We start from the raw sequence: 21,175 nt of genomic DNA, 5'->3' as shown, positions 1-21,175 counted from the left end.
GGCCTCACGCAGCGGTGAGGCCGAGGATCAGCTCGGCGGCCTCGAGCGGCACGTCGAGCTGGGGCGCGTGACCGACGCCGTCGAGCTCCACCCAGTCGGCGTGCGGGAGCCAGTCCTCGCGGAACCGGACCGCGGTCGACGGCCAGGGCAGCAGCACGTCGTCCGTCCCCCAGACGACCCGGACGGGACACGCCACCGCGGCGGCGTCGAGCGAGTAGCCGGTCCGCAGCGCCGCCTCGATCAGGGGGAGGGCGTCGCACGCGGCCACGCCCAGGGTGAGGTGGGCGACGAGGTCCTCCGGCAGGTGCTCGTACCGGACCGTGAGCAGCCGGGTGGCGGCGCGGCGACCGGTGGGCGTCCCCGCCGACAGCACCGCCTGCGCCGCCGCGGCTCGGGTCTGGGTGTGCAGATCGGCCTGCATGCGCAGCACGGCAGCGAAGGCCGGGTCGCCGACGGCCCAGCCCCCGGCGGGCGCGAACGCGACGACCGATCGAGCGCGCCCGCGAGCGGCGAGCCGCAGCGCCAGGTAGCCGCCGAGCGAGTTGCCCGCGATGTGCGCGGTCGCCCAGCCGGCCTCGTCGAGGGTCCGCTCGAGCATGTCGACGATCGCGTCGTCGTCGACGTCGGGCGGGAGCGGCGACCCGCCCGCGTGGCCGGGCAGCGTCGGGGCGAGCACGTCGTGCCGGCGCTCCAGCCGCGGAAGCACGAGCTCCCACGTCCGCCAGGTGTCCATGAAGCCGTGCAGGCAGAGCAGCGGCTCGCCCGCGCCGCCGCGATGCGCGGCCGTGAAGCGTCCTGCCGGTCGCTGCACTCAGGCGGCCGGCCCGGGGGCGCCGAGCCCCTGGGTGCTGCGCGGGTCGATGAGGATCTTCGCGTGGACGATCGACCCGTCCTTCCCGCCGAGCGCCGCGAAGGCCGCGTCGACCCCGTCGAGGCCGACCGTGCCCGTGATGAGCGGACGCGGGTCGACCTTGCCGTCGGCCAGCATGTGCAGCGTGTCGCGGAACTCGAGCGGCGAGTAGCCGATCACGAAGCGCAGGTCGATCTCCTTGTTGATCGCCATCGCGGGCGTGATCGTGTCCTTGCCGACGCAGACGCCGACGACCACGACCCGGGAGAACAGCGGCGCGCCGTCGATGATGCTGTCGATGACGCCGGGCATGCCGACGCACTCGAAGATCACCGGGCGAGCCGGCTCGATGCCGAGCCGGTCGATCAGCCGCCACGCGTGCCACCAGCCGACCGGGAGCCGGCCGAGCTTCTCCCGCGTGGAGACCGCGAGCTCGAGCAGCGACGGCACGTCGTCCACGTGGCCCTTGCGCCTGACGGCGGTGTAGGGCGACGCGGCGGCCGGGTCGACGACGACGTCCGCCCCGCACGCGGTCGCAAGCGCGCGCCGGTCCGCCGAGTAGTCGCTGGCGACGACGCTGCGCACGCCCTGCGCCTTCAGCATCAGGATCACGCCGAGGCCGACCGGGCCGCAGCCGATGACGATGGCGACGTCGCGCTTGCCGACATCTCCGCGACGGACCGCGTGCCAGGCGACGGCCATCGGCTCGGTGAGCGCGGCGACGTCGACCGGCAGGCCGTTGGGGACCGGGAGCATCAGCGACTCCTGGACCAGGACCTGCTCGGCGTAGGCGCCGGGGGCGTGGACCGAGAGGCCGAGAGTGTCGACCCCCTCAGGGCTCCGCAGGAGCGGGAGAGCGACGACGGGCGTGCCCTCGGGCACCTTCGCGTCGCACCCCGGGCCGTGGCCGGCGACGGTGCCGCACAGCTCGTGGCCGAAGACCAGCGGCTCGTGCGACCGGCCGAAGCGGTGGTAGCCCACGCGCGCCGTCATATCGGCCCATTCGTCGATGCCGTGGCGCGCGTGGAGGTCGGACCCGCAGATGCCGCAGCGCGACACCTCGAGGCGCACCTGGCCGCGGCCGGGCGTCGGGTCGGGCTGCTCGACGACCTCGAGGACGGCGTCGGTGCAGACGACGGCCCTCATCGGGGACGGCGGGGGACGGGGAGCTCGGGCACGCCGGGACTCTCTCACGCCGCCGCACGGGGCGGGGCAGATCGGTCGCTCAGGAAACGGCCAGCCCGGGCGACTACGGGGGACATGGACGAGCTGAGCCGGATCAGGCGCCAGGCGCAGCCGACGACGACCGCGCCCGACGCGAAGCTGCGCGCGACCGCCAAGGGTGGCGACGGCGGGTCCTCGTTCAAGAGCAAGCTGGCCGACGCGTCGGAGAAGCTCGAGCCGGTCAAGGGCCACGCGTACTCCAGGATCACGTCGGGCTCGCGCGAGGGCATGTTCGTCAACACCTCGAAGAACGTGCGCGACGGGCAGGTGTTCGCGCTCGAGGACCACGGCGGACGCCCGTGGCACGTCTACGGATCCGGCGCCGACCGGGTGGTCATCGCGTTCCCGAAGGGCGGCATGCCGTCGAGCGACGCCAAGACGACGCCGAAGGCGACGGCGCCACCCAAGGACACCACCCCCGCGGCCACGCCCCCGGCCGCCGCCGCTCCCACCCCGGCCGCGCCGGCGCCCGTACCGGCCGCCCCCGCTCCGGTCCCGGTGGACCCGACCCCGGTCCCCGTCGACCCGACGCCGGTCCCCGTCCCGGTGGATCCCACGCCGGTCCCTGTCGACCCGACTCCGGTCCCGGTCGTTCCCACGCCGGTGCCTGTCGACCCGACCCCGGTGCCGGTCGACCCGACCCCGGTGCCGGTGGACCCGACGCCCGTCCCGGTCGATCCGACACCGGACCCGGTCACCCCGACACCCGTCCCCGTCGACCCCACCCCCGTCCCCGTCGACCCGACCCCTGTCCCCGTCGACCCGACACCGGACCCGATCACCCCGACACCCGTCCCCGTCGACCCGACACCCGACCCGATCACCCCGACACCCGTCCCCGTCGACCCCACCCCCGTGCCCGTCGACCCGACACCCGACCCGATCACCCCGACACCCGTCCCCGTCGACCCCACCCCCGTGCCCGTCGACCCGACACCCGACCCGATCACCCCGACACCCGTCCCCGTCGACCCCACCCCTGTCCCCGTCGACCCGACACCGGACCCGATCACCCCGACACCCGTCCCCGTCGACCCGACACCCGACCCGATCACCCCGACACCTGTCCCGGTCGACCCGACCCCCGACCCGGTCACCCCGACCCCTGTCCCGATCGACCCCGACCCGATCCCGGTCGACACCACCCCGGCGCCCGACCCGGTCGACCCGACGCCGACCCCCACCACCCCGGTCACCGACCCGGACCCGATCGCAGACCCGGACCCCGTGTCCGAGCCGATCATCCTGCCGACGACCCCCTGATCGCCCCGGCACCCGCCCTCAGCGGATCAACGTCCTTTTCCCCGCAGCCGGCTACGGGGAAAAGGACGTTCATCGGCGTGCGGGGCGGGCTTCCGATGACCCGCGGCTGGGTAGCCCGTCGGGATGACGTCTCGGTCGCCGGTCCGGCGCCTCGCCCTCGGCGCGCTCGCCGCCGGCCTGCTCGCGGCTGCGCTCCCAGCGACCGTCCCCGCGGCGACCACGGGCGCCGTCGAGCCGGTCTCCATCAGCCTGCCGCCCGGCATCTTCACGGAGATCCCGCCCGAGATCGTCCCGGGCGGACTGCGCCTGTCGTACTACCTGACGACCGAGCGCAGCGCCCGCTGCGACGTCCCCGGCGACATGACCCCGGTCAGCGGTCGGCCCGTCGACTGCCAGGCCCCCGGGCGGAGCGTGCCGCAGGGCGCCGCCGACTACCTCGCGTCGCCCCCGGGCCGGATGCCGTCCGGCCGCGCCCACCGGCGCAGCTACTTCGGCATCTTCTCGGCCGACCAGACGCCGGCCGTCGGCGGGACCGCGACGCTCGTCGCCGCGACCCACGGCGAGAACAAGAACGTGCGCCGCAGCGGGCTGACGTACCCGAACTCGATCTACCGCGGGGTCGACGCGGAGGCCCCGCCCCGGGGCAAGTGCCTCAGCGGACCGGACGCGGCCGGCATCTACCGCGATTGCGACGCGGGCTACTCGACGTTCGTCGGCACCGCCGTCGCGCCGGTCGACGCCGCGAGCAACTGGGGGCTGACGATGCCGGTGGACCAGGGGCCGGCGGTCTGGCCGATCGGGGGCTACTCGGCCGTCGGCGGCCTGTTCCGGCTCAGCCACGGCGTCCGCCATCCGTCGATCGTCACGGGCGGGGACGGGTACCTCTACATGTTCTACTACGACTCCGGACTCGAGCCGGGCGGCGTCCGCGAGGGCTTCCGCGTGGCCCGCGCACCGGTGGGGCAGCGGGGCCGCGGCTGGAAGACGTGGGTGCAGTCGCGGGGCGAGTGGATCGACTCGCTGCCCCGGGAGCAGCGCGGACCGGGGACCCGCCCGGAGGCGCTGCCCCGGCGCAGTCCCGCGGCCGCGTCGACCGAGCTGTTCCCCTCGGGGTCGACGGTGATGACGGTGGCCCGTGTGGCCGGGCGGCGTGGCTTCGTCGCGATCGACCAGGGACCGGTCGCCGGCCAGGACTGCCGCGCGGCGAGCGGACGGCTGGAGGAGCGCAGCGCCACCCGCCTGCGTGTGTCGCCCGACGGCGTGCGGTGGTCGGCGCCGGTCGAGTTGTCCGGGCCGGACTTCGACGGCTGCGACTTCTTCACGTCGAGCCGGCTGACCTACCCACGGTTCATGAACCTGCAGGGCACGAGCACGAAGGAGGTCGCGCTGGACGACTTCTTCCTGCTGGGGACGCAGTACGGCGGCCGCGTCTGGCGCGTCCGGGTCAAGGCGCCGGAGCTGGCGGCGCAGCTGCCGGTGTCCCTCGGCAACCCGATCCCGCTCCCCGATCGTCCCGCCGTGTCTGCAGTCCCGGCCGACGGCGGGTGAGCCGACGCCGGTCCCGCAGCGCACGGCCGTCGTAGGTGCAGGCGCTCGAGGCGCCTGCCGGGTGCGACGAGCGTGCCCCCGGCCGGCCCTCAGGCCACGAGCCGGAACGTCTGGTTGCGCGTCGACGCCTTCGCCCCGGTGCGCGTTGCGCGCACCGTCACCGCGAGGACCAGGCCCTTGCGTCCGCGGCGGGTCAGCCGCCGCGCGAGGGTGGCCGCCGCCGCGCGCGGCACGGTGAACGTCACGGTCCGCGCGCGGCCGCCCTGCACCGTCAGCGCGGTCGTCGGGACGCCGCCGAGGCGCACGGCCGGCCCGCCGAGCGACGCCTTCAGCGTGCCGCGCACCGTCAGGGCGCACCGCACGTTGCAGCCGACCGTGAGACGGATGGTGCGGCGCGTCAGCGTCTTCGTGGTGGCGGCCCCGATCCGGAGCGCGATCTTGGCCGGCCGCGGCGCCGGCTTCGGGCTCGCCGGCGGCACGGTGGGGGTCGTCGGCGTGGTCGGGGTGGTCGTCACGGGCGGGGCCGGCGTCGTCGGGGTCGCGGGGACGGTCGGCGTCGTCGGGACGGTCGGGTCCGGGGGCACGGGCGACGCGGGCCGCTCGCGGCAGGCGTTGGCCGGGGCGGCGGCGAGCGTGAAGCGCTGCAGGCGGTTGTTGTCCGTGTCGGCGACGACCAGCGTCCCGTCGCACTGCACGGCGACGCCGAGCGGCCGCAGGAACTCTCCGGCCGCCGTCCCGCGCGTGCCGAAGCGCGCGACCTGCGCGCCCGTGGTCGCGTTCATCTGCACGACGCGATGCCGCGTGGCCGACGCGGCGAAGACGTGGCCCTGCCCGTCGAGGGCGATCGACGCCGCCGCGTCGGGCGGGCTGGTTCCCGGGTAGGTCAGCGACAGCAGCGGCTGTCCGGTCGCGGAGAGCTTCTGCACGCGGTTGTTCCCCGCGTCCGCCACCCAGACGTTGCCCTCGGGGTCGATCCGCACGCCCTCCGGGTCGTCGAACTGCCCCGGGGCGCTGCCGGACGAGCCCGTGGCCGCGATCTGGCTCCCGCCCGCGTCGAACTGCAGCAGGCGATCGCCGATCGGGTCGCTGATCCAGATGTTGCCGGCGGCGTCGACGGCGATGCCGCCCCGGACGCTGGCCGCGGTGGTGCGCACCGGCGTCGGGTACGCGGCCACCTGACGACCGTCCGTGTCGTAGCGCACGATCCGCGGCGAGCGGGTGTCGAGCACGACGATCGTCCCGTCCGGCGCGTACGCCGCGTCGGCCGCGCCCAGGAGATGGTCGTCGGTGACGCCGCCCGGCGTCACCATCGTCGTCCGCGTCGCCAGGCCGAACGTGCCGTCGAGGCCGAGGACCTGCGCGCGGTAGGCGTACGTGTCGGCGACGAGCAGGTCCCCGAACGGCGACACGGACATCCGCTGCGGCGAGGTGAACTGCCCCGGCGCCCGGCCCGACGCGCCCCACTGGGCGACGGGCGTGCCGACGCCGTCGAACGCCTGGATCCGGTTGTTCGCGGTGTCCGCCACGAGGATCTGGCCGTTGGCCGGGTTGATGGCGATGTCGCGCGGGAAGCTGAAGCGGCCGACCGCGGTGCCGAACGAGCCCCACCCGGTCGTCGGCACCGTGGGGGGACCGAACGTCCCGTCGCCCGCCGGCGGCCCGAAGACCGCCACGCGGTTGTTCGCGCTGGTGGTGTTGTTGTTGGCGACGTAGGCGTTGCCGGCGGGGTCGACCGCCACGCCGTAGGGGAAGTCGAGGGCACCCGGTGCCGTAGCCGCCTTCACGACGCCGGTGGCCTCGTCGGCCAGGATGAGGCGGTGGTTGTCGTCGTCCGCCACGTAGACGCCGGCCGGGGTGACGGCGAGCCCCATGGGCACCAGCAGGCCGACGATCGGCAGGACGACGGCGGTGCTTGCGTCGACGCCCCCGGCGGCCGCGGTGATCGACAGCCGCTGGATGCGGTCGTTGCCGGAGTCCGCCACGTAGACCGCCCCGTTCGCGATGGCGATCCCACCCCCGGCCGGCGAGGCCGCGTCCGGCCCGCTCGGGAAGTCGAACGTCCCGGCGGTCGTCCCGCGCCCGCCGACGCTGCGGCGGAACGTCCCACCCGCGGCGAACTGCATGATGCGGTCCGTCTCGGAGTCGACGACGTAGACGTCGCCTGACGCCGGGTCGACGGCGATGCCGCCGATCTGGCCGAGCTCGCCGTCCCCCGTGCCGTTGCGACCGAACTGGCGCAGCAGCGTGCCCTCCGCGGTGAAGACCTGGATGACGCCGGTGTAGTGGTCCCCGACGTAGACGTTGCCGGCGGCGTCGGCGGCCACTGCCTGCGGGAAGCGGAAGGTCCCGTCGGCGCGGCTGCCGACGGTCGTCGCGGCCGTCCACGGGCACGTCGGGTCCGCGCCGGTCCCCGGGCAGTCGGCGGCGCTGCGTGCCGGCGCTGCGAGCGCGCCTGCCGCCACCGCGGTCCCGATGGTCGCGCACACCCAGGACCACGCCTGCCTACGGCGGTCGGCACGGGGACGCAGGCGGGGGACGCTCACGCCCGGCTTTCTACAGGTGGTGGCGCCGTGATGCACCGGTACGTGGCCCGATGAGCGCGCCGTTGCGTCAAACGACTCGGCCGCGTGCGCGACGCTGCCACCATGGGGGCATGGGATCCGACCTGCCGAGCACCGACGCCGAGTGGCGCGAGCGCCTGACCCCCGAGCAGTACCGCGTGCTGCGCCGGGCCGGGACCGAGCGTCCGTTCACCGGGACCTACGACGACTGCAAGGACCCCGGTGTGTACCGCTGCGCCGGCTGCCACGCGGAGCTGTTCACGTCCGGGGACAAGTTCGACTCCGGAACGGGCTGGCCGAGCTTCGTCGCCCCGGCCGCAGGCGACAGCGTCGCGCTGCGCCGCGAGGGCATCATCCTGCGCCGCACCGAGGTCCGCTGCGCGAGCTGCGACGGCCACCTCGGCCACGTGTTCCCCGACGGTCCGCGCGACCGCGGCGGACAGCGCTATTGCATCAACAGCGCGGCGCTGGACCTCGACCGGACCGCCTAACGCCGCCGCGCCTTCTTCGAATGACCGTTCGGAACTTTGAACGGTCATTCGGTTATGCTGGCCCGCATGTTCTTCGACCTTCCCGATGAGGCCAAGGCGCTCCAGGAGTCCGTTCGCGACTTCGCGCGCAGCGAGGTAGCCCCGGTCGCCGAGCACCTGGACCAGACGAAGTCGTTCCCGTACGAGATCGTCGCCAAGATGGGCGAGCTCGGCTGGATGGGGATCCCGTTCCCCGAGGAGGTCGGCGGCGCCGGCGGCACCTCCTTGCAGTACGCGATCGCGGTGGAGGAGCTCACCCGGATCGATTCGAGCGTCGCGATCACCCTCTGCGCCCATACCTCGCTCGGCACGCAGCCGGTCTACCTGTTCGGCAGCGAGGACCAGAAGCAGCGGCTCATGCCCGACCTCTGCGCCGGCCGCAAGCTCGGGGCGTTCGGGCTGACCGAGCCCGAGGCCGGGTCGGACGCGGGCAACGTCAAGACGCGCGCGACGCTCGACGGCGGGACGTGGACCATCGACGGCGCGAAGCAGTTCATCACCAACGCCGGGACCGACATCTCCGGCCACGTCGCGATCACCGCCGTGACGGGGACCGACGAGCGCGGGAACAAGGAGGTCTCCAACCTGATCGTGGAGAACGGCACCGACGGCTACGAGATCGGGACCGCGTACCGCAAGATGGGCTGGAACGCGTCCGACACGCGGCCGCTGAGCTTCACCGAGTGCCAGGTCCCCGAGGAGAACCTCCTCGGCCCGCGCGGTGCCGGCTTCAAGCAGTTCCTCCACATCCTGGACATCGGCCGCATCGGCGTGGCCGCGATGGGCGTCGGCCTCGCCCAGGGCGCGCTGGACGAGGCGCTGAAGTACGCGAAGGAGCGCCAGGCGTTCGGCCAGTCGATCTCCAAGTTCCAGGCGATCCAGAGCAAGCTCGCGGACATGGCAACCGAGATCGAGGCCGCCCGGCTGCTGACCTACAAGGCAGCCTGGGAGAAGGACGAGGGCCGCAACTTCACCCTCACCGCCGCGCAGGCGAAGCTGAAGACCGGCCGCCTCGCGGTGCGCGCCGCCGAGGAGGCCGTGCAGATCCACGGCGGCTACGGCTACATCGAGGAGTACCCGGTGTGCCGCATGTACCGCGACGCGAAGATCCTCACGATCGGCGAGGGGACCGACGAGGTCCAGCAGATGGTCATCGCGCGCGCCCTCGGCGCCTGAGCACGGGGTCACCGAGCGGAGAGGCGTCGAGGCCACTCAGGCCGTCCAGCACGAGCGACTGCGCGACGGCCGCGGCCGCCTCGTGGTCGAGCCCGTCCGTGACCGCCGTCCGAGCGGCCGCATGCAGCAGCCCGACGAGCATCGCCGCCACGAAGCGCGCGTGGCGCGGGTCGCCGTCGTCCCCGTCGGCCAGTCGGCCGCGCACCATCCCTGCGATCGCCGCGACGACGTCCTCGTAGGCGTCACGCGTCACGGGTGACCCGGTCGGGAGCCCGGGGGCGGCGCCGAAGAGCAGCTCGAAGCCGTCCGGGCGCGCGGCGGCGTAGCCGAAGATCGCGAGCGTCCCGGCGTGCAACTGCGCGCGGACCGGGTCACCCTCCGTGCCTGCGTAGGTGCTCAGCAGGGCCGCCCGCAGGCGTTCGGTCTCGGCCGCGACGGCCGCCACGTAGAGCCCGTCCTTCGAGCCGAAGTTCGCGTACAGGGTCGGCTTGGTGGTCCCGGCTCTGGCCGCCACCGCAGCCATGCTGGCGCCGGCGTGCCCACGGGCGGCGAACTCCGCGACCGCCGCGTCGAGGATCTGCTCGTCGGTGACTCGGCGACGGCGGCGCCCATCGGTCACATCGGCCTCGCCCGTGCTCATGGTTTGACTATACCGCCAAGTATGGTTTACCTTCAAGGCAAGTGATCGCCACGGAGGTGGTCGGGACGACGGAGGGGTCAGCGCGTGTTCGGGTCGACGGGGAGTGCGATGCGCCGGCAGGCGCTGACGGTGGCGGGCGCCGCACTGGCGCTTGCCGCCGCGTGGCCGGCCACCGGGCAGGCGGCGCCGCCGCCGTTCGAGCCGATCGCCCACGAGCGGATCGCGACCCCGGCCGGCGTGATGCCGTGGGCACCGACCTGGTCACCCGACGGCAGGCACATCCTCTTCCACGACTACAACGGCGGGCGCGAGTGGATGGCCACGGCGGACGGGCGAAACCTGCGCTGCGTGACGTGCGGCTTCGACGACCGCCCGGGCATCATCGGCGCTTTCAGCTACGTCTTCCCCGACAACCGCCGCATGTTCCTCGCGAACGAGCTCGGCGACGTCGCCTCCGTCCTGGAGTGCCGGCCGTCGCTGGTGGACTGCGCGGAGCACGCCTACCTCCCGGTCGACCTGTCGGCGGACGACAGCACGCTCAGCGGCAACCCCGGGCTCGGCCGCCGGACCTATCACCTCGCACCCGACGGCGAGCACCTGGGATACACGAACACGCGGCCCGACCAGCTGGTGATGCTCGTCGCCGGTCTGCGCCGGGCTGCGGACCGCTACGTCGTCACCGACCCCCGGGTGGTCAACCCGACCCCTGCCACGTCGCTGCTGGATCGCAGCGCCGAGCGCTGGGCCAACGGCAGCCAGCTGTTCGAGCTGAAGTCGTTCGCGGACGGGGGCGCGGCGGCGATCATCGTCGGCGAGCGCGAGGGCGGGAACGCGGACATGTTCAAGCTCGACCTCGCCACCGGCCGGACGACCCGGCTCACAGCCGACGCCGACTGGGACGAGGACGGCGCGCAGTCGCCCGACGGCCGCGCGCTGATCGCGGCGTCGTGGCGCGGCATGGACCGCCTGACGCCGTTCGGGATCTTCCCGACGCGGCCGTTCCTGACCTACCCGCTCGGCGCGGCGGTGGCGATCCACTACGTCTCGAGCAAGGCCGGGTTCGCGTGCGACCTGCAGCCGTGGCTGCTGGCCGGGTCCGGCGACGCCGGCGGCACCCTGGCGGGCCAGCCCCTCGCGCCCTACCGTGGCGGGGACGACATCGTGGGCAACAACCTCGCGGGCGTCGCCTTCTGGAGCCCGGACAGCACGCGCGTGCTCGTGCAGGAGCGGCAGCTCAGGCCCGTTCCGGCCGGGTCCAATTCGTACGTCCGGCAGAAGGGCACGGCGCCGAACCGGCTGCTCGTCGCGCGCCTCGACCGGCGTCCGAGCGCTCCGGCGGCGACGGTGAAAACGGTCGTGGGCGCGTGGGCACCGGCGCCGCAGGCCTACCGCGGCGCGTTCGGCCTGCCGGGCATCACCACGGTCGACGGACCGCGCGGCGGGACGGCGACGATCGTCCGCGGCGGGAACGTGGCAGCGATCGTCGGGCGTGTCACGTACTCGCGCTACAGCGACGACGGGGTGACCTTCCTCGACGGGACCGAGGACGTGACGGGCAGCGCCGCCCGCTTGGGCATCCGCTACGCGGCCGACGTCACCGCCACCGACGCGGGCGGCCGGCCGGCCGGCCATCACCGTGTCGCCGTCGCGTTCTCCCAGCGGATACCGGCTCCGCCGGTGACCGAGCCCCCGACCACCTTGTCCGGCACGGTCGACACGGCGTTCGGTGGACGGCGCGTCACGCGCCTCGCCGCTGCCGCTGCGTGCCCGGAGAGCTTCGTCCGGCCGTCCCGCCTGGAGGTCGGCGCGCGCCGGACCGGCACGCTGCGGGTGCGCGTCACCGTGCGGGCGACGATCCTGGGGGACAGCCGCCCCGTCCGGGGCGCCCGGGTCCTCCTCGCCGGGCGGCGCACCCGGACGAACGCTGCCGGGGTCGCGACAGTCCGCCTGCCGCGCGCAGTGAAGCGTGGGGTTCGGGCAGTGGTGGCCACCGCGGGCGACACCTTCGACCGGGGCCGCGCGACGGTCCGGCTGCCGCGATGAAGATCCGGAGCCTGCGGCGCGCGCTGGTGCTGTGGGTCGTTGTCGCGGCGGCGACATCCGCGCCCGGGGCGGCGGCCGCCGCGCCGCACTGGGTGACAACCTGGGCAGCGCCCACCGCTGCGGCCTTCCCGCAGACCTACAACACCGATGCCGACTTCCTGCTCGCGGCCCCGGGGAGCGACCGCACGCTGCGGATGCTCGCGCGGACGACATCGGGCGGGACGGCGGTCCGCGTCCGGCTGAGCAACGTCGGCAGCGCGTCGCCCCTGCGGATCGGCGCGGTCACGGCTGCGATCGGCGGCACGGGCGCTGCGACGCGTCCCGGGTCCTCCCGCAGCCTGCTCTTCGGGGGCCGGCCCGGGGTGACCGTCGCGCCCGGCGCGACGGTCGTGAGCGACGGCGCCGACCTGCCGATCGCCGCCGGCCAGGACGTCGCGGTCAGCGTGTACCTGCCCGGGCCTGCCCTCACCCCGAGCGTGCACGCCCAGGCGTTCCGCACCAACTACCTCACCCGCAGCGGGTACGGGAACGCCACCGCGGACGACTCCGGCGCGGCCTTCACCGCCGGGGTCACGTCGGTCGTGGTCGTCGATCGCGTCGACGTCCTGAGCGCGGCCGACGCGGGCGCGGTGGTCGTCCTCGGCGACTCGCTGTCGGACGGCCTGGGCAGCACCTTCGACGGGCACGACCGCTGGACCGACGTCTTGGCGGCGCGGCTGCAGGCAGCGGGCATCGACAGGTCCGTGGTCAACGCCGGGCTCTCCGGCAACAGCGTCGACTGCGGTGTGGGCCTCGGCGCCGACGGCCCGGACGGGGTCGACCGGTTCGATCGCGATGTCCTGGACGTCTCCGGCGTCCGGACCGTGTTCCTATTCGCCGGGACGAACGACCTGGCCAACGGCTGCACGTTCGCGCAGCTCCGCGGCGCCCTGCGCGGCCTGGCGGACCGCGCCCGGGGCCGCGGCCTCGACGTGATCGCCGCCACGCTCAACGTGCGGGATGACCTGCACTACACCGCCGCTGCGAAGGCCGACCGGCTGCGACTGAACGACTGGATCCGGACAAGCGGCACGTTCGAGCACCACGTCGACTTCGAGCGCGCGGTGAGCACCGCCGACGGCCGTCGTGACCCGCGCTACGACGACCCCGACGGGATCCACCTGAACCCCGCGGGCTACCGCCGGCTCGGCGAGGCCGTCGACCTTGCCGTCCTGGCGCCGGTGGCGCCCACCTGCACTGCGCGGGTCGTCCGGCTGCGCGTCCCGTCGCGAGCGCGCTCGGTCACCGCGGCCATCGGCGGACGGTCGGCGCGCGTCCGCCGGGCAGGGCCGACCGCGGTCCTCGTCCGCCTCCCCGGCGGGCGGCCGCAGACGTTGACCGTCCGCCTGCGCGGCCGGTCCTCGCCGGGGCACGCGCCGTTCCGGCGGACCGTCCGGGTCCCGCGCTGCCTCACCGCGCCAGACCCTCGGGTGGCGACCCGCGGTCGCGGATAGCGCCGCGCGCCACACGACAGGCCGGGACCGCTCAGCCGCGGCGTCCCGGCTTCAGCCGGAACGTCGCCTCCCACGTCCAGCGGACCGTGTGGTCGCCGCCCTCGCTGTAGCGGCCGAGCTTGCTGCTGCCCTGCGACGTCGGGTAGGTCGCGGTGAACGTCTTCGTCCCGCGGATCGTGAACTGCCTGGTCTTCAGGAACTTGGACGGCGAGACGGCGGCGACGACGGCCGACAGGCTCGGCGCCTCGTCGTTCTTCCAGTCCGGCGCGGGACCCGGCCCGGACGGGCAGGCGCCGGAGCCCTCGCCCACGGACAGCGAGGTCTGCAGGCCGGAGCGGCCGGCCCACGCGAGGCCGGTCGAGGCCCGGACGTCCCTGCGCCCGCAGCCGGACGTCGGGCGCGTCACGTCGCGGTTCGCCGCCTGCCACGGTCCGCCGTAGGTCGTCGTCAGGCTGCCGGACCGGACCGTCGACCCCGTGATCTGCAGGCCGTCGGTCCCGGTGTTCAGCGCGGGCGGACGGCCTCCACTGCCGCGCAGGACCCAGACGTCCTGGGGGCTGCGCGTGCGCAGCTGCGCGGACGCCGCGCCACTGCCGACGATCGTCTTGGTGCACATGTCGCCGGTCAGCTTGCAGTCGTCGGTGGAGTCGTAGCGGTACTGCCACCGCTCGGTCATCTGCGCCTTGAGCGTGACGGCGTAGGTCGCCTCCGTGCGGGTGGCGGCGGACGCGGCCGGGACGGCGACGGCCGGCAGCGCGGCGCCGACGAGCGCGGTCAGGATGGCGGCGGAGCGGACGGGGCTGGAGGTGGAGAACATGGTCCGAGCTTCGCGCCGGGGGTCCGCGGTGCCATCGGGGGTTCCCCCCTTTCGTCCGCGGGCCGGCGTTTCAGGACCGGTCCCGGACCACCCGCGTCCCGGCGACGAGGTCGTGGAGCGCACGCTGGTGCGGGTCGCGCAGCGGCCACAGGACGCTGGCGAGCAGCGGCAGGACCAACACGCCGAAGACGCCCTTGACCAGCACCTCGCGCACGAACGCCCGGCCGATGCCGACCGGCCGCCCGTCGTGACCGACCACGCGGACCCCCGCGACCCGCCGGCCGACGGTCCGGCCGCCCCAGAGCCCCAGCAGCAGCCACGGATAGGTCACCGCGAACACCAGCAGCGCGGTGAGGCCCGTCCCGGCTGCGTCCTCGTCGCTGGACCCGTTCGCGAGCACGATGATCGTCACCACGAACGCGAGCACCGTGACGATGGCGTACAGCAGCCCGTCCACCCCGAGCGCGAGCGCGCGCCGTCCCCAGGGAGCCGCAGCGAGCGCAAGGGCCGGCGACTCGACGTTCGCTCTCTGACCACGCATGCGGCGAAGGGTACGTGGGCTCCGAGGGGCGGTCCACCCGCGGCCGCTTGGCCTCCGGCCCCGGCGCGGCAGGGCTCGCTCGGCGGCGACGGCTAGGACAACGGCCGCGAGCGGAGCACCGAGCGCGCGGAGTGGGCCGGGTCGCCGTCGTCCGCCTCGAGGGAGATGTCGAGGTACCGGTAGGCCTGCGGGTCGACGCCGACCGGGAAGCGCACCTCGACGTGGCCCCCCGCCCCCACCCGGAAGCTTCCCAGCGACGCGAGACGGGTGCCGTCGCTCATCAGCCAGAGCTCGTAGTAGTGGCCCGACGGGCTCGGGGCGAGGCCGTCGGCGACGAGGACCGCGGGACGCCCGGCGGTCGCAGGGAGCCGCACGGACACGCGCCCCGCCCCGGCGAAGCCGTCGAACGCGCGCAGGAGCACGACGGGGGCCGCGCCGGGCCCGGCCACGATCTCGTCCCCCGGTGCCGGATCGCCCGTGAGCACGACCGCGCCCCCGGCCCCGGCGGTGAGCAGCACCGCCGACGCGAGCGCGGCGACGCCCCGGCGGAGCGTGATCGGCCGCGTGGCCCACGCGCGGACGCCGCGCGGCTGCCGCAGCGGGGCCGCCGCGGTGGGCGGCGCGGCCTCACCGGCGGCCACGCCGTCCCAGGCGGGCCGTGCCGCGAGTGCGGCGTCCATCCGCAGCGCCGGGGGGTCGGGCACGTCGCCCACGCTGCCGGCCCGTGCGATGGCCACGCCCGCCAGGCGCAGCCGCTCGACCTCGGCGCGGAAGGCCGGGTCCTCCCTGATCAGCTGCTCGGCCCGGGCCACCTGGTCGGCGTCGAGGCCCCCGAGCACGACGTCGACCGGACGAACGCCGGGGTTCATGACGCCACCTCGAGCGACGTGCGCCGAGCCACGCCGGGACCGGCGATGCGCGGCTCGTCGGCAGCCATCAGGTCGCGCATCCGCTCCAGCCCGCGCACCATGCGGGTCTTCACGGTGCCGAGCGGCAGACCGGTGCGGTCGGCGATCTCGGTCTGGCTGAGCTCGGCGTAGAACCGCAGGCGCAGCAGGAGCGCGTCGTCCTGGTCCACGCGATCCAGGAGGTGGGCCATCTCCCAGCGGGCCAGCAGGCCATCGATGTCGTCGGGGACCCCAGCCGACGCGGACCCGGGCTCGGCGGCGTCGGCGAGCGCGGCCGCGGACTCCGGGGCGTGCGGCTCGGGTCGCCGCCGGCGCAGCTCGTCGATCGCCCGTGAGCGCGTGATCGTCATGACCCAGGTCAGCAGCGACGCCCGCTCGGCGTCGTAGCTCGACCCGCGCGTCCACACCTCCGTGAAGACCTGCTGGCACACGTCCTCGGCGGTCGCGCGGTTGCCGAGCGTGCTCAGCAGGTAGCCGAAGACCACGCCCGCGAAGCGCTCGTGCAGGGCACGCAGCGCCTCGGGGTCGCCGCCCACCAGCCCGCGCGCCACGCGCTGCTCGTCCCGGGACGGCGCAGCGCGCCCGGGGTTCACCGCCATGCGCGTCCCGACGTCGTGCATGAGCTCCGGCGCGGACATCTCACCCATGGGGTACGTGGCTCACCGCCGTTCGGTTCTGGCGCGTTCGACCCAACCGATCGCCACCGTGGTCTCGGATGCCCTCGGAGTCCCACCCCGAATCGGAGGTCCCACCCGCATGAAGCCCAGCATCCCCAACACCCGCCGCGTCCTCGTCGCCACCGGCGCGGCCGTCGCCGTCGCGGTCGCCGCCGCACCGGCGTCCGCTGCACCCGTGCGGCTCGCTCCGAAGGGCGGGACCACGCTCAAGCTGGACGCCTCGGCGGCGAAGGCGCTCAAGAGCCTCGGCGTGAAGGTCGCGCCGACCGGCAAGGCGAAGGCCGGCACCGCCGGGATCACCTTCCCGATCACCGGCGGGCGGATCGACCCCGCCAGCGCGGCCGGGCTGATCACCCACTCCGGGGGCATCAGCCTGAGCGCCGGCCGGGTCAAGGTCACGCTGAGCGACTACAACGTGATCATCGGGAAGGCGTCGACCCTGACGAGCAAGGTCAACGGCGGTGCGCGCGCGAAGCTGCTCCTCCCGGTCGTCGGGAAGGCGAAGGTCACCCGCTCCGGGCTCGCGACGAACGCCTCGAACATCGCGCTGCACCTCACGAGCGCCGGCGCCGCCGCGCTGAACAAGGCGTTCGGGGTCAAGGCGTTCAAGCCGAAGCTCAAGCTCGGCACGCTGACCGTGAGGACCCAGCCCACCGAGGTCGCCTTCGCCGGCGGCCGGACGGACCTCGCCCTGGACTCGGGCGCTGTCGCCGCGCTGACCTCCCTCGGCGTCGCCCCCGGCCTCGCGCCCGGCACGACCACGAACACGGACGGCTCGCTCGCCTTCCCGATCACCGGCGGCGTCGTCAACGCGACGAGCCTCGCGGGCACCGTCGGCCACAGCGGCGGCATCACCCTGACCAAGGGCGCGACCACCATCACGCTCACGGACTTCCTCGTCGACACGACCAGGAAGACGCTCGCCGCCAAGGTGAACGGCGGAGCGGACCGGGTGGAGGTCCTCGACCTCGACCTCTCGGCTCCGCAGGTCGCGATCGCGGGCCGCACGGTGACGGTCGGCAACGTCCAGGCGAAGCTCACAGCCGCCGCCGCGGGCGCGCTGAACCAGGCCTTCGGCACCACGGCCTTCACTCCGGGGCTGCTGCTGGGGACGGCGACCGTCCGCGGGGCTGCCGCCTGAACCACCCGGCAGCGATGGCCGGCGGGCGGCCGGCCATCGCCGCCGAGGACGCGACCCGCAGATCCGGAGCGTTCTGACGCGCCACGTGCCAGAACCCGGCACGAGGTGTAGGTTTGTCGGTGTCGCTGCCTTCTGACCGGAGGCGGCCGCCCAGTCGGGACCTTCGCGGGCCGGGCCCACTCTCAGCGGTGGACCCCACGGACCGCGTCGCCTGCTCTCGAATCGATACTGGGGTGTGGAAGTGGACGGTCCTGCCGACACGCGATGTCCCGACGACGGGCTCCCCGTGCGGTCGCCACGCTTCCGGATCGAGACGCGCGAGGGACAGCGTGCGTTCGTCGTCGCCGTCCACGGCGAGCTCGACCTCGCAGCGCTCCCGGAGCTGCAGGAGGTCCTGGACGTGGCCGAGCGCAGCGACGTGCCCGAGATCGTCGTCGACCTCGGGGGCCTCACGTTCGTCGACTCGAGCGGCGTCAACGCCCTGATCCAGCTGCACCAGCGCATCGCTCTCAGCGACCAGCGCCTGACCATCCTGCACGGCCACCCACGCATCTGGCGGGTGTTCGAGCTCGCCGGCCTCACCACCACCCTCCCGTTCCTCCCGTGACCAGCCACGCCTGACGGTCCGCATGCCCGACTCCCCGGCGACGGCCACCGACGATCTCCTCCTCACGCGCTCCAGGTACCTGGCGGCCCTCCTGGACGCGGACGCCGGCCGTGCGCAGCGCGCGATCGACGACGGGATCGCCCGCGGACTCCCCGTCGCCACGACGTACCTCGACGTCCTCACCCCGGTCATGCGCCAGCTGGGGACGCTCTGGGAGCAGGCCAAGATCAGCATCGGCGACGAGCACCTGGCGACCGCGATCACGGCCGGCGTCCTCGCGTCGCTGTCGGGCCGCCTGCCCCGTGTCCCGGCGGTCGCCGCGCGCCCGGTCGCCGTGCTCGGCTCCGGCCCCGACGACTTCCACGGCCTCGGCGCGCGGATGGTCGGCGACTTCCTGCAGGCCGCCGGCTGGCGGGTGCTGGACCTCGGCCCCGCCGCGCCGGCCGAGGCGTTCGCCTCCGTCGCCGCCGCCCACGGCGCGCTGGTCGTCGCGGTGTCGACGTCACGCCCCGAGCAGCTGGACGCGGTCGCAACGGTCCGCCAGGCCCTGGACGAGCTCGAGCGGCCGCCGCTCATGGTGGTCGGCGGGCAGGGCTACGCGGATGGGCGCGAAGCCGTTGCCCACGTCGGCGCCGACCTCTACGCCGCCGACCCGGCGCAGCTCCTGCAGCAGCTCGGCGCGGTCACCCGGAGCCGGTGAGCGGGGTGATCCGGCAGCTCGCGGACCTGCGCGCGCTCGAGGCGTTCTTCGAGCGCTCGGAGGCGCTCTGGGCGGCGGTCCTCGCCCCGGAGGGCACCGTCGTCTCGGCGAGCGTCGGACTGCAGGCCTTCGCCGGCCGCGAGCTCACCGGGTCCCGGTTCGCGGACCTCGTATGCCGACCCCAGCGCGCGGCGTTCCTCGCGCTGGCCGGGCAGGCGGCCGACCAGGACTGGGCGACGGCGACCCTCGCGCTCGCAAGTGGCGCACCCGACGCGGAGCTGGTGGAACGGGTGGTCCACGTGCGCCACAGCGAGGCGGGGCTGCTCGTCGTCGCCGAGCCGCCGGACCGCCAGCACGAGCAGCGCGTCGTGCAGCTGCTCGCGATGAACCACGCGCTCATCGCGGTCCAGCGTCAGCTGAGCGATCGTCAGCAGGAGCTCGAGGACGCCAAGGACCAGGCCGAGCGCGCCGTCCGCCGGCTCGAGACGCTCGAGCGGATCACGGTCGCCGCGATCGAGGACACCGGATCGCAGGGCGGCATGGTCGCCCTGCTGGAGCAGGCGCGCGAGCTCGTCGGCGGCCAGCGCAGCACGCTGCTGCTCCTGGAGCCCGACGGGCGCCACCTGACGATCGTCCACCGGCTCGGCGTCGAGGGGTCCGACTTCATCGGCTGGCGGCAGCCCATCGACGCGGGCGTGAGCGGCGAGTGCGCCCGCACGGGCCGCGCCATCGTGGTCGACGACGTCGCGCGCGACGAGCGCGTCACCGCCGCACCCAGCCGCCCGGACCGGTCGCTGGTCGTGGTGCCGCTCCGCGTCGCCGGCCAGGTGGTCGGCGTCCTGCACGTCGGCGCCGACCGGACCGGCTCGTTCGCGCCGGAGCACGTTGCGCTGCTCGCTGCGATCGGGGACCGCGCGGCCGCCGTCATCGCCCACGGCGAGACCGTCCGCCGCGAGCGGCGCATCGCCGAGACCTTCCAGCGCTCGATGCTGCCCAGCACGCTGCCGGAGGGCGCGCTGACCCTCGTGGCCCACTACCACCCGCAGGCCGCGGACGGGGCGGTCGGCGGCGACTGGTACGACGCGATCACCTTCCCCGACGGCTGTGTCGGGCTGTGCATCGGGGACGTGGCCGGCAAGGGGCTGCAGGCCGCCGTGACGATGGGCCAGGTCCGCAGCGCGATGCACGCGCTGGCGCTGAACCACCGCGAGCCGGGTGAGCTGCTGGGCCGGCTGGACCCGTTCGTGGCCGGGCTCCGGACGATGGTCACCGTCCTCTACCTGCTCGTCGACCCCGCTGCTGCCCGGATGCGGTACGCCAGCGCGGGCCACCTCCCGGCGCTGCTGCGCCACGCGGACGGGACGGTCGACGCCCTGCGCGACGCGCTGTCGCCGCCGCTCGGGTTCGGTCCGCACCGCCGCGCGGAAGCGGTCGCGGCCTTTCCCCGGGGGTCGCAGCTCGTCCTCTACACCGACGGGCTCGTCGAGCGGCGGGACGAGGACCTGCTGGTGTCGCTCGAGCGCCTCGCGACGCGCTGCGGCGACGTGGCCGTCCCGCACGGTCGCCTCGGCGACGTGCTGCTGGAGGCCGCGCTCGACTCGAGTGGGCGCTTCGACGACGATGTTGCCATCCTCACCGCCTACCACCCCGCTTGACCATGGCCCCCACCGTTCCCGCAAACGATCACGGCGACCTGCGTCTGACGCTGGCCGCCGACCCCGATTCGCCCGGGGACGCACGCAGCGCGCTTGCCGCCTGGGGTCACTTCCTCACGCCCGACCAGCACGCCGACCTCGCGCTCGGCCTCAGCGAGCTCGTCACCAACAGCGTGCGGCACGGTCCGGCCGGCGGCCAAATCCACGTCCTGGCGGCGCGCACCGCGACGGGCGTTCGCGTCGAGGTGCGCGACGACGGCACCGGGGCGATGATCGCCGGACGCACCCCCGACGACCGTGGCGGGCGCGGCCTCCAGCTCATCGACGCCGTCGCCTCCGACTGGGGCGCGCGCGCCGATCCGACCTGCGTCTGGTTCGCGACCGACCACGGAGCCCCTAGGCCATGACCGACCGGCCCCACCTCTCGCTCGTCACCGCCGACGAGCTCCCGGGCCCGCATCGCGTGGTCGCGTTCCGCGGCGCGCTCGACGTCGCCACCGCCGAGACCTTCAAGACCGCGCTCGCGCAGCAGGCCGACGAGCCGATCACCGACCTGATCGTCGACCTGCGGGGCGTGACGTTCGCCGACTCGACCGCCCTCTCGATCCTGCTCAACGCCACCCGTCGACGGGTGACCGCGGGCCGCTTCCTCGTCACGGTCTGCAGCCCCGGACCGGTCCTGCGCCTGATGGAGCTGAGCGCGCTCACCCAGACCCTCAACGTCGTCGACAGCATCGCGGCCGCCCACGCGAAGATCGCGTCGAGCGAGGCCGGCCCGTTCCGGCCGGCCGGGTCCTAGAC

20 protein-coding genes are annotated in these 21,175 nt (G+C 74.6%); 12 read left to right on the top strand and 8 right to left on the bottom strand.

Features of this window, described 5'->3' with window-relative positions; translation table 11 throughout:
- Positions 1-4: 4 nt before the first annotated feature.
- Both DSM112329_RS05875 and DSM112329_RS05870 read right to left on the bottom strand, forming a co-directional pair.
- The gene (locus DSM112329_RS05875) at positions 5-811 is read right to left on the bottom strand and encodes an alpha/beta hydrolase (protein ID WP_354700881.1); all 807 of its coding nucleotides are present in this window, start codon (positions 809-811) and stop codon (positions 5-7) included.
- The gene (locus DSM112329_RS05870; protein WP_354700880.1) at positions 812-1,996 is read right to left on the bottom strand and encodes a zinc-binding dehydrogenase; all 1,185 of its coding nucleotides are present in this window, start codon (positions 1,994-1,996) and stop codon (positions 812-814) included.
- A 114-nt stretch (positions 1,997-2,110) separates the two neighbouring features.
- Between DSM112329_RS05870 and DSM112329_RS05865 the strand changes: the two genes are divergently transcribed.
- Complete coding sequence (locus DSM112329_RS05865) at positions 2,111-3,337, top strand: hypothetical protein (protein ID WP_354700879.1); 1,227 nt, start codon at positions 2,111-2,113, stop codon at positions 3,335-3,337.
- Positions 3,338-3,460: 123 nt separating this feature from the next.
- Entirely contained in the window at positions 3,461-4,885 is a 1,425-nt protein-coding gene (locus DSM112329_RS05860; protein ID WP_354700878.1) for a hypothetical protein, read from the top strand.
- 89 nt (positions 4,886-4,974) lie between these two features.
- On the opposite strand, the gene DSM112329_RS05855 is transcribed toward DSM112329_RS05860, so the two are convergent.
- Positions 4,975-7,428: an NHL repeat-containing protein gene (locus DSM112329_RS05855; RefSeq protein WP_354700877.1), complete on the bottom strand. Its 2,454-nt coding sequence runs from the start codon at positions 7,426-7,428 to the stop codon at positions 4,975-4,977.
- 110 nt (positions 7,429-7,538) lie between these two features.
- Between DSM112329_RS05855 and msrB the strand changes: the two genes are divergently transcribed.
- Together msrB and DSM112329_RS05845 are read left to right on the top strand one after the other, a co-directional pair.
- Entirely contained in the window at positions 7,539-7,937 is a 399-nt protein-coding gene (msrB, locus tag DSM112329_RS05850) for a peptide-methionine (R)-S-oxide reductase MsrB (protein WP_354700876.1), read from the top strand.
- A 66-nt stretch (positions 7,938-8,003) separates the two neighbouring features.
- Complete coding sequence (locus DSM112329_RS05845; RefSeq protein WP_354700875.1) at positions 8,004-9,152, top strand: acyl-CoA dehydrogenase family protein; 1,149 nt, start codon at positions 8,004-8,006, stop codon at positions 9,150-9,152.
- On the opposite strand, the gene DSM112329_RS05840 is transcribed toward DSM112329_RS05845, so the two are convergent.
- Positions 9,127-9,792, bottom strand: a complete 666-nt coding sequence (locus tag DSM112329_RS05840; RefSeq protein ID WP_354700874.1) for a TetR/AcrR family transcriptional regulator — start codon at positions 9,790-9,792, stop codon at positions 9,127-9,129. The two genes, DSM112329_RS05845 and DSM112329_RS05840, sit on opposite strands and share 26 nt — an antisense overlap.
- 84 nt (positions 9,793-9,876) lie before the next feature.
- Between DSM112329_RS05840 and DSM112329_RS05835 the strand changes: the two genes are divergently transcribed.
- Positions 9,877-11,835: a hypothetical protein gene (locus DSM112329_RS05835; protein ID WP_354700873.1), complete on the top strand. Its 1,959-nt coding sequence runs from the start codon at positions 9,877-9,879 to the stop codon at positions 11,833-11,835.
- A complete protein-coding gene (locus DSM112329_RS05830) occupies positions 11,832-13,328 on the top strand; it encodes a GDSL-type esterase/lipase family protein (protein ID WP_354700872.1) in 1,497 nt (498 codons plus the stop codon). Before DSM112329_RS05835 ends, DSM112329_RS05830 begins: the two co-directional genes overlap by 4 nt.
- 31 nt (positions 13,329-13,359) lie before the next feature.
- Here DSM112329_RS05830 and DSM112329_RS05825 read toward each other — a convergent pair whose 3' ends face one another.
- The 4 genes from DSM112329_RS05825 to DSM112329_RS05810 all read right to left on the bottom strand — a co-directional run bounded on the left by DSM112329_RS05825 (position 13,360) and on the right by DSM112329_RS05810 (position 16,241).
- Positions 13,360-14,145 (bottom strand): hypothetical protein, encoded by a 786-nt coding sequence (locus tag DSM112329_RS05825; RefSeq protein ID WP_354700871.1) that lies wholly within the window; start codon positions 14,143-14,145, stop codon positions 13,360-13,362.
- Positions 14,146-14,215: 70 nt separating this feature from the next.
- On the bottom strand, positions 14,216-14,686 hold the full coding sequence (locus DSM112329_RS05820; RefSeq protein ID WP_354700870.1) for an RDD family protein: 471 nt from the start codon (positions 14,684-14,686) through the stop codon (positions 14,216-14,218).
- A gap of 92 nt (positions 14,687-14,778) precedes the next feature.
- The gene (locus tag DSM112329_RS05815) at positions 14,779-15,555 is read right to left on the bottom strand and encodes an anti-sigma factor (protein ID WP_354700869.1); all 777 of its coding nucleotides are present in this window, start codon (positions 15,553-15,555) and stop codon (positions 14,779-14,781) included.
- Complete coding sequence (locus DSM112329_RS05810) at positions 15,552-16,241, bottom strand: sigma-70 family RNA polymerase sigma factor (protein WP_354700868.1); 690 nt, start codon at positions 16,239-16,241, stop codon at positions 15,552-15,554. The genes DSM112329_RS05815 and DSM112329_RS05810 overlap by 4 nt, the downstream gene beginning before the upstream one ends.
- Before the next feature lie 109 nt (positions 16,242-16,350).
- Here DSM112329_RS05810 and DSM112329_RS05805 point away from each other — a divergent pair, with 109 nt between their 5' ends.
- The 6 genes from DSM112329_RS05805 (at position 16,351) to DSM112329_RS05780 (ending at position 21,173) form a co-directional block, all read left to right on the top strand.
- Entirely contained in the window at positions 16,351-17,412 is a 1,062-nt protein-coding gene (locus tag DSM112329_RS05805) for an HtaA domain-containing protein (protein ID WP_354700867.1), read from the top strand.
- Between the two features lie 286 nt (positions 17,413-17,698).
- A complete protein-coding gene (locus DSM112329_RS05800; protein ID WP_354700866.1) occupies positions 17,699-18,019 on the top strand; it encodes an STAS domain-containing protein in 321 nt (106 codons plus the stop codon).
- A 22-nt stretch (positions 18,020-18,041) separates the two neighbouring features.
- On the top strand, positions 18,042-18,719 hold the full coding sequence (locus tag DSM112329_RS05795) for a cobalamin-dependent protein (protein WP_354700865.1): 678 nt from the start codon (positions 18,042-18,044) through the stop codon (positions 18,717-18,719).
- On the top strand, positions 18,716-20,374 hold the full coding sequence (locus tag DSM112329_RS05790) for a SpoIIE family protein phosphatase (RefSeq protein ID WP_354700864.1): 1,659 nt from the start codon (positions 18,716-18,718) through the stop codon (positions 20,372-20,374). Before DSM112329_RS05795 ends, DSM112329_RS05790 begins: the two co-directional genes overlap by 4 nt.
- 2 nt (positions 20,375-20,376) lie before the next feature.
- Complete coding sequence (locus tag DSM112329_RS05785; protein WP_354700863.1) at positions 20,377-20,781, top strand: ATP-binding protein; 405 nt, start codon at positions 20,377-20,379, stop codon at positions 20,779-20,781.
- Positions 20,778-21,173: an STAS domain-containing protein gene (locus DSM112329_RS05780; RefSeq protein ID WP_354700862.1), complete on the top strand. Its 396-nt coding sequence runs from the start codon at positions 20,778-20,780 to the stop codon at positions 21,171-21,173. Before DSM112329_RS05785 ends, DSM112329_RS05780 begins: the two co-directional genes overlap by 4 nt.
- The last annotated feature ends 2 nt before the right edge of the window (positions 21,174-21,175 follow it).

This window comes from Paraconexibacter sp. AEG42_29 (genome assembly GCF_040581415.1).
In the GTDB taxonomy this organism is placed as follows: Bacteria; Actinomycetota; Thermoleophilia; order Solirubrobacterales; family Solirubrobacteraceae; genus Paraconexibacter.
Note: the sequence above shows the minus strand (reverse complement) of the source record. Positions and strands in the feature narration are given on the sequence as shown.

Coding starts and splice junctions, on each gene's coding strand:
- DSM112329_RS05870 (WP_354700880.1), bottom strand. CDS start 1,996: ATGAGGGCCGTCGTCTGCACCGACGCCGTCCTCGAGGTCGTCGAGCAG.
- DSM112329_RS05865 (WP_354700879.1), top strand. CDS start 2,111: ATGGACGAGCTGAGCCGGATCAGGCGCCAGGCGCAGCCGACGACGACC.
- DSM112329_RS05860 (WP_354700878.1), top strand. CDS start 3,461: ATGACGTCTCGGTCGCCGGTCCGGCGCCTCGCCCTCGGCGCGCTCGCC.
- msrB (WP_354700876.1), top strand. CDS start 7,539: ATGGGATCCGACCTGCCGAGCACCGACGCCGAGTGGCGCGAGCGCCTG.
- DSM112329_RS05845 (WP_354700875.1), top strand. CDS start 8,004: ATGTTCTTCGACCTTCCCGATGAGGCCAAGGCGCTCCAGGAGTCCGTT.
- DSM112329_RS05840 (WP_354700874.1), bottom strand. CDS start 9,792: ATGAGCACGGGCGAGGCCGATGTGACCGATGGGCGCCGCCGTCGCCGA.
- DSM112329_RS05830 (WP_354700872.1), top strand. CDS start 11,832: ATGAAGATCCGGAGCCTGCGGCGCGCGCTGGTGCTGTGGGTCGTTGTC.
- DSM112329_RS05825 (WP_354700871.1), bottom strand. CDS start 14,145: ATGTTCTCCACCTCCAGCCCCGTCCGCTCCGCCGCCATCCTGACCGCG.
- DSM112329_RS05820 (WP_354700870.1), bottom strand. CDS start 14,686: ATGCGTGGTCAGAGAGCGAACGTCGAGTCGCCGGCCCTTGCGCTCGCT.
- DSM112329_RS05815 (WP_354700869.1), bottom strand. CDS start 15,555: ATGAACCCCGGCGTTCGTCCGGTCGACGTCGTGCTCGGGGGCCTCGAC.
- DSM112329_RS05810 (WP_354700868.1), bottom strand. CDS start 16,241: ATGGGTGAGATGTCCGCGCCGGAGCTCATGCACGACGTCGGGACGCGC.
- DSM112329_RS05805 (WP_354700867.1), top strand. CDS start 16,351: ATGAAGCCCAGCATCCCCAACACCCGCCGCGTCCTCGTCGCCACCGGC.
- DSM112329_RS05795 (WP_354700865.1), top strand. CDS start 18,042: ATGCCCGACTCCCCGGCGACGGCCACCGACGATCTCCTCCTCACGCGC.
- DSM112329_RS05785 (WP_354700863.1), top strand. CDS start 20,377: ATGGCCCCCACCGTTCCCGCAAACGATCACGGCGACCTGCGTCTGACG.
- DSM112329_RS05780 (WP_354700862.1), top strand. CDS start 20,778: ATGACCGACCGGCCCCACCTCTCGCTCGTCACCGCCGACGAGCTCCCG.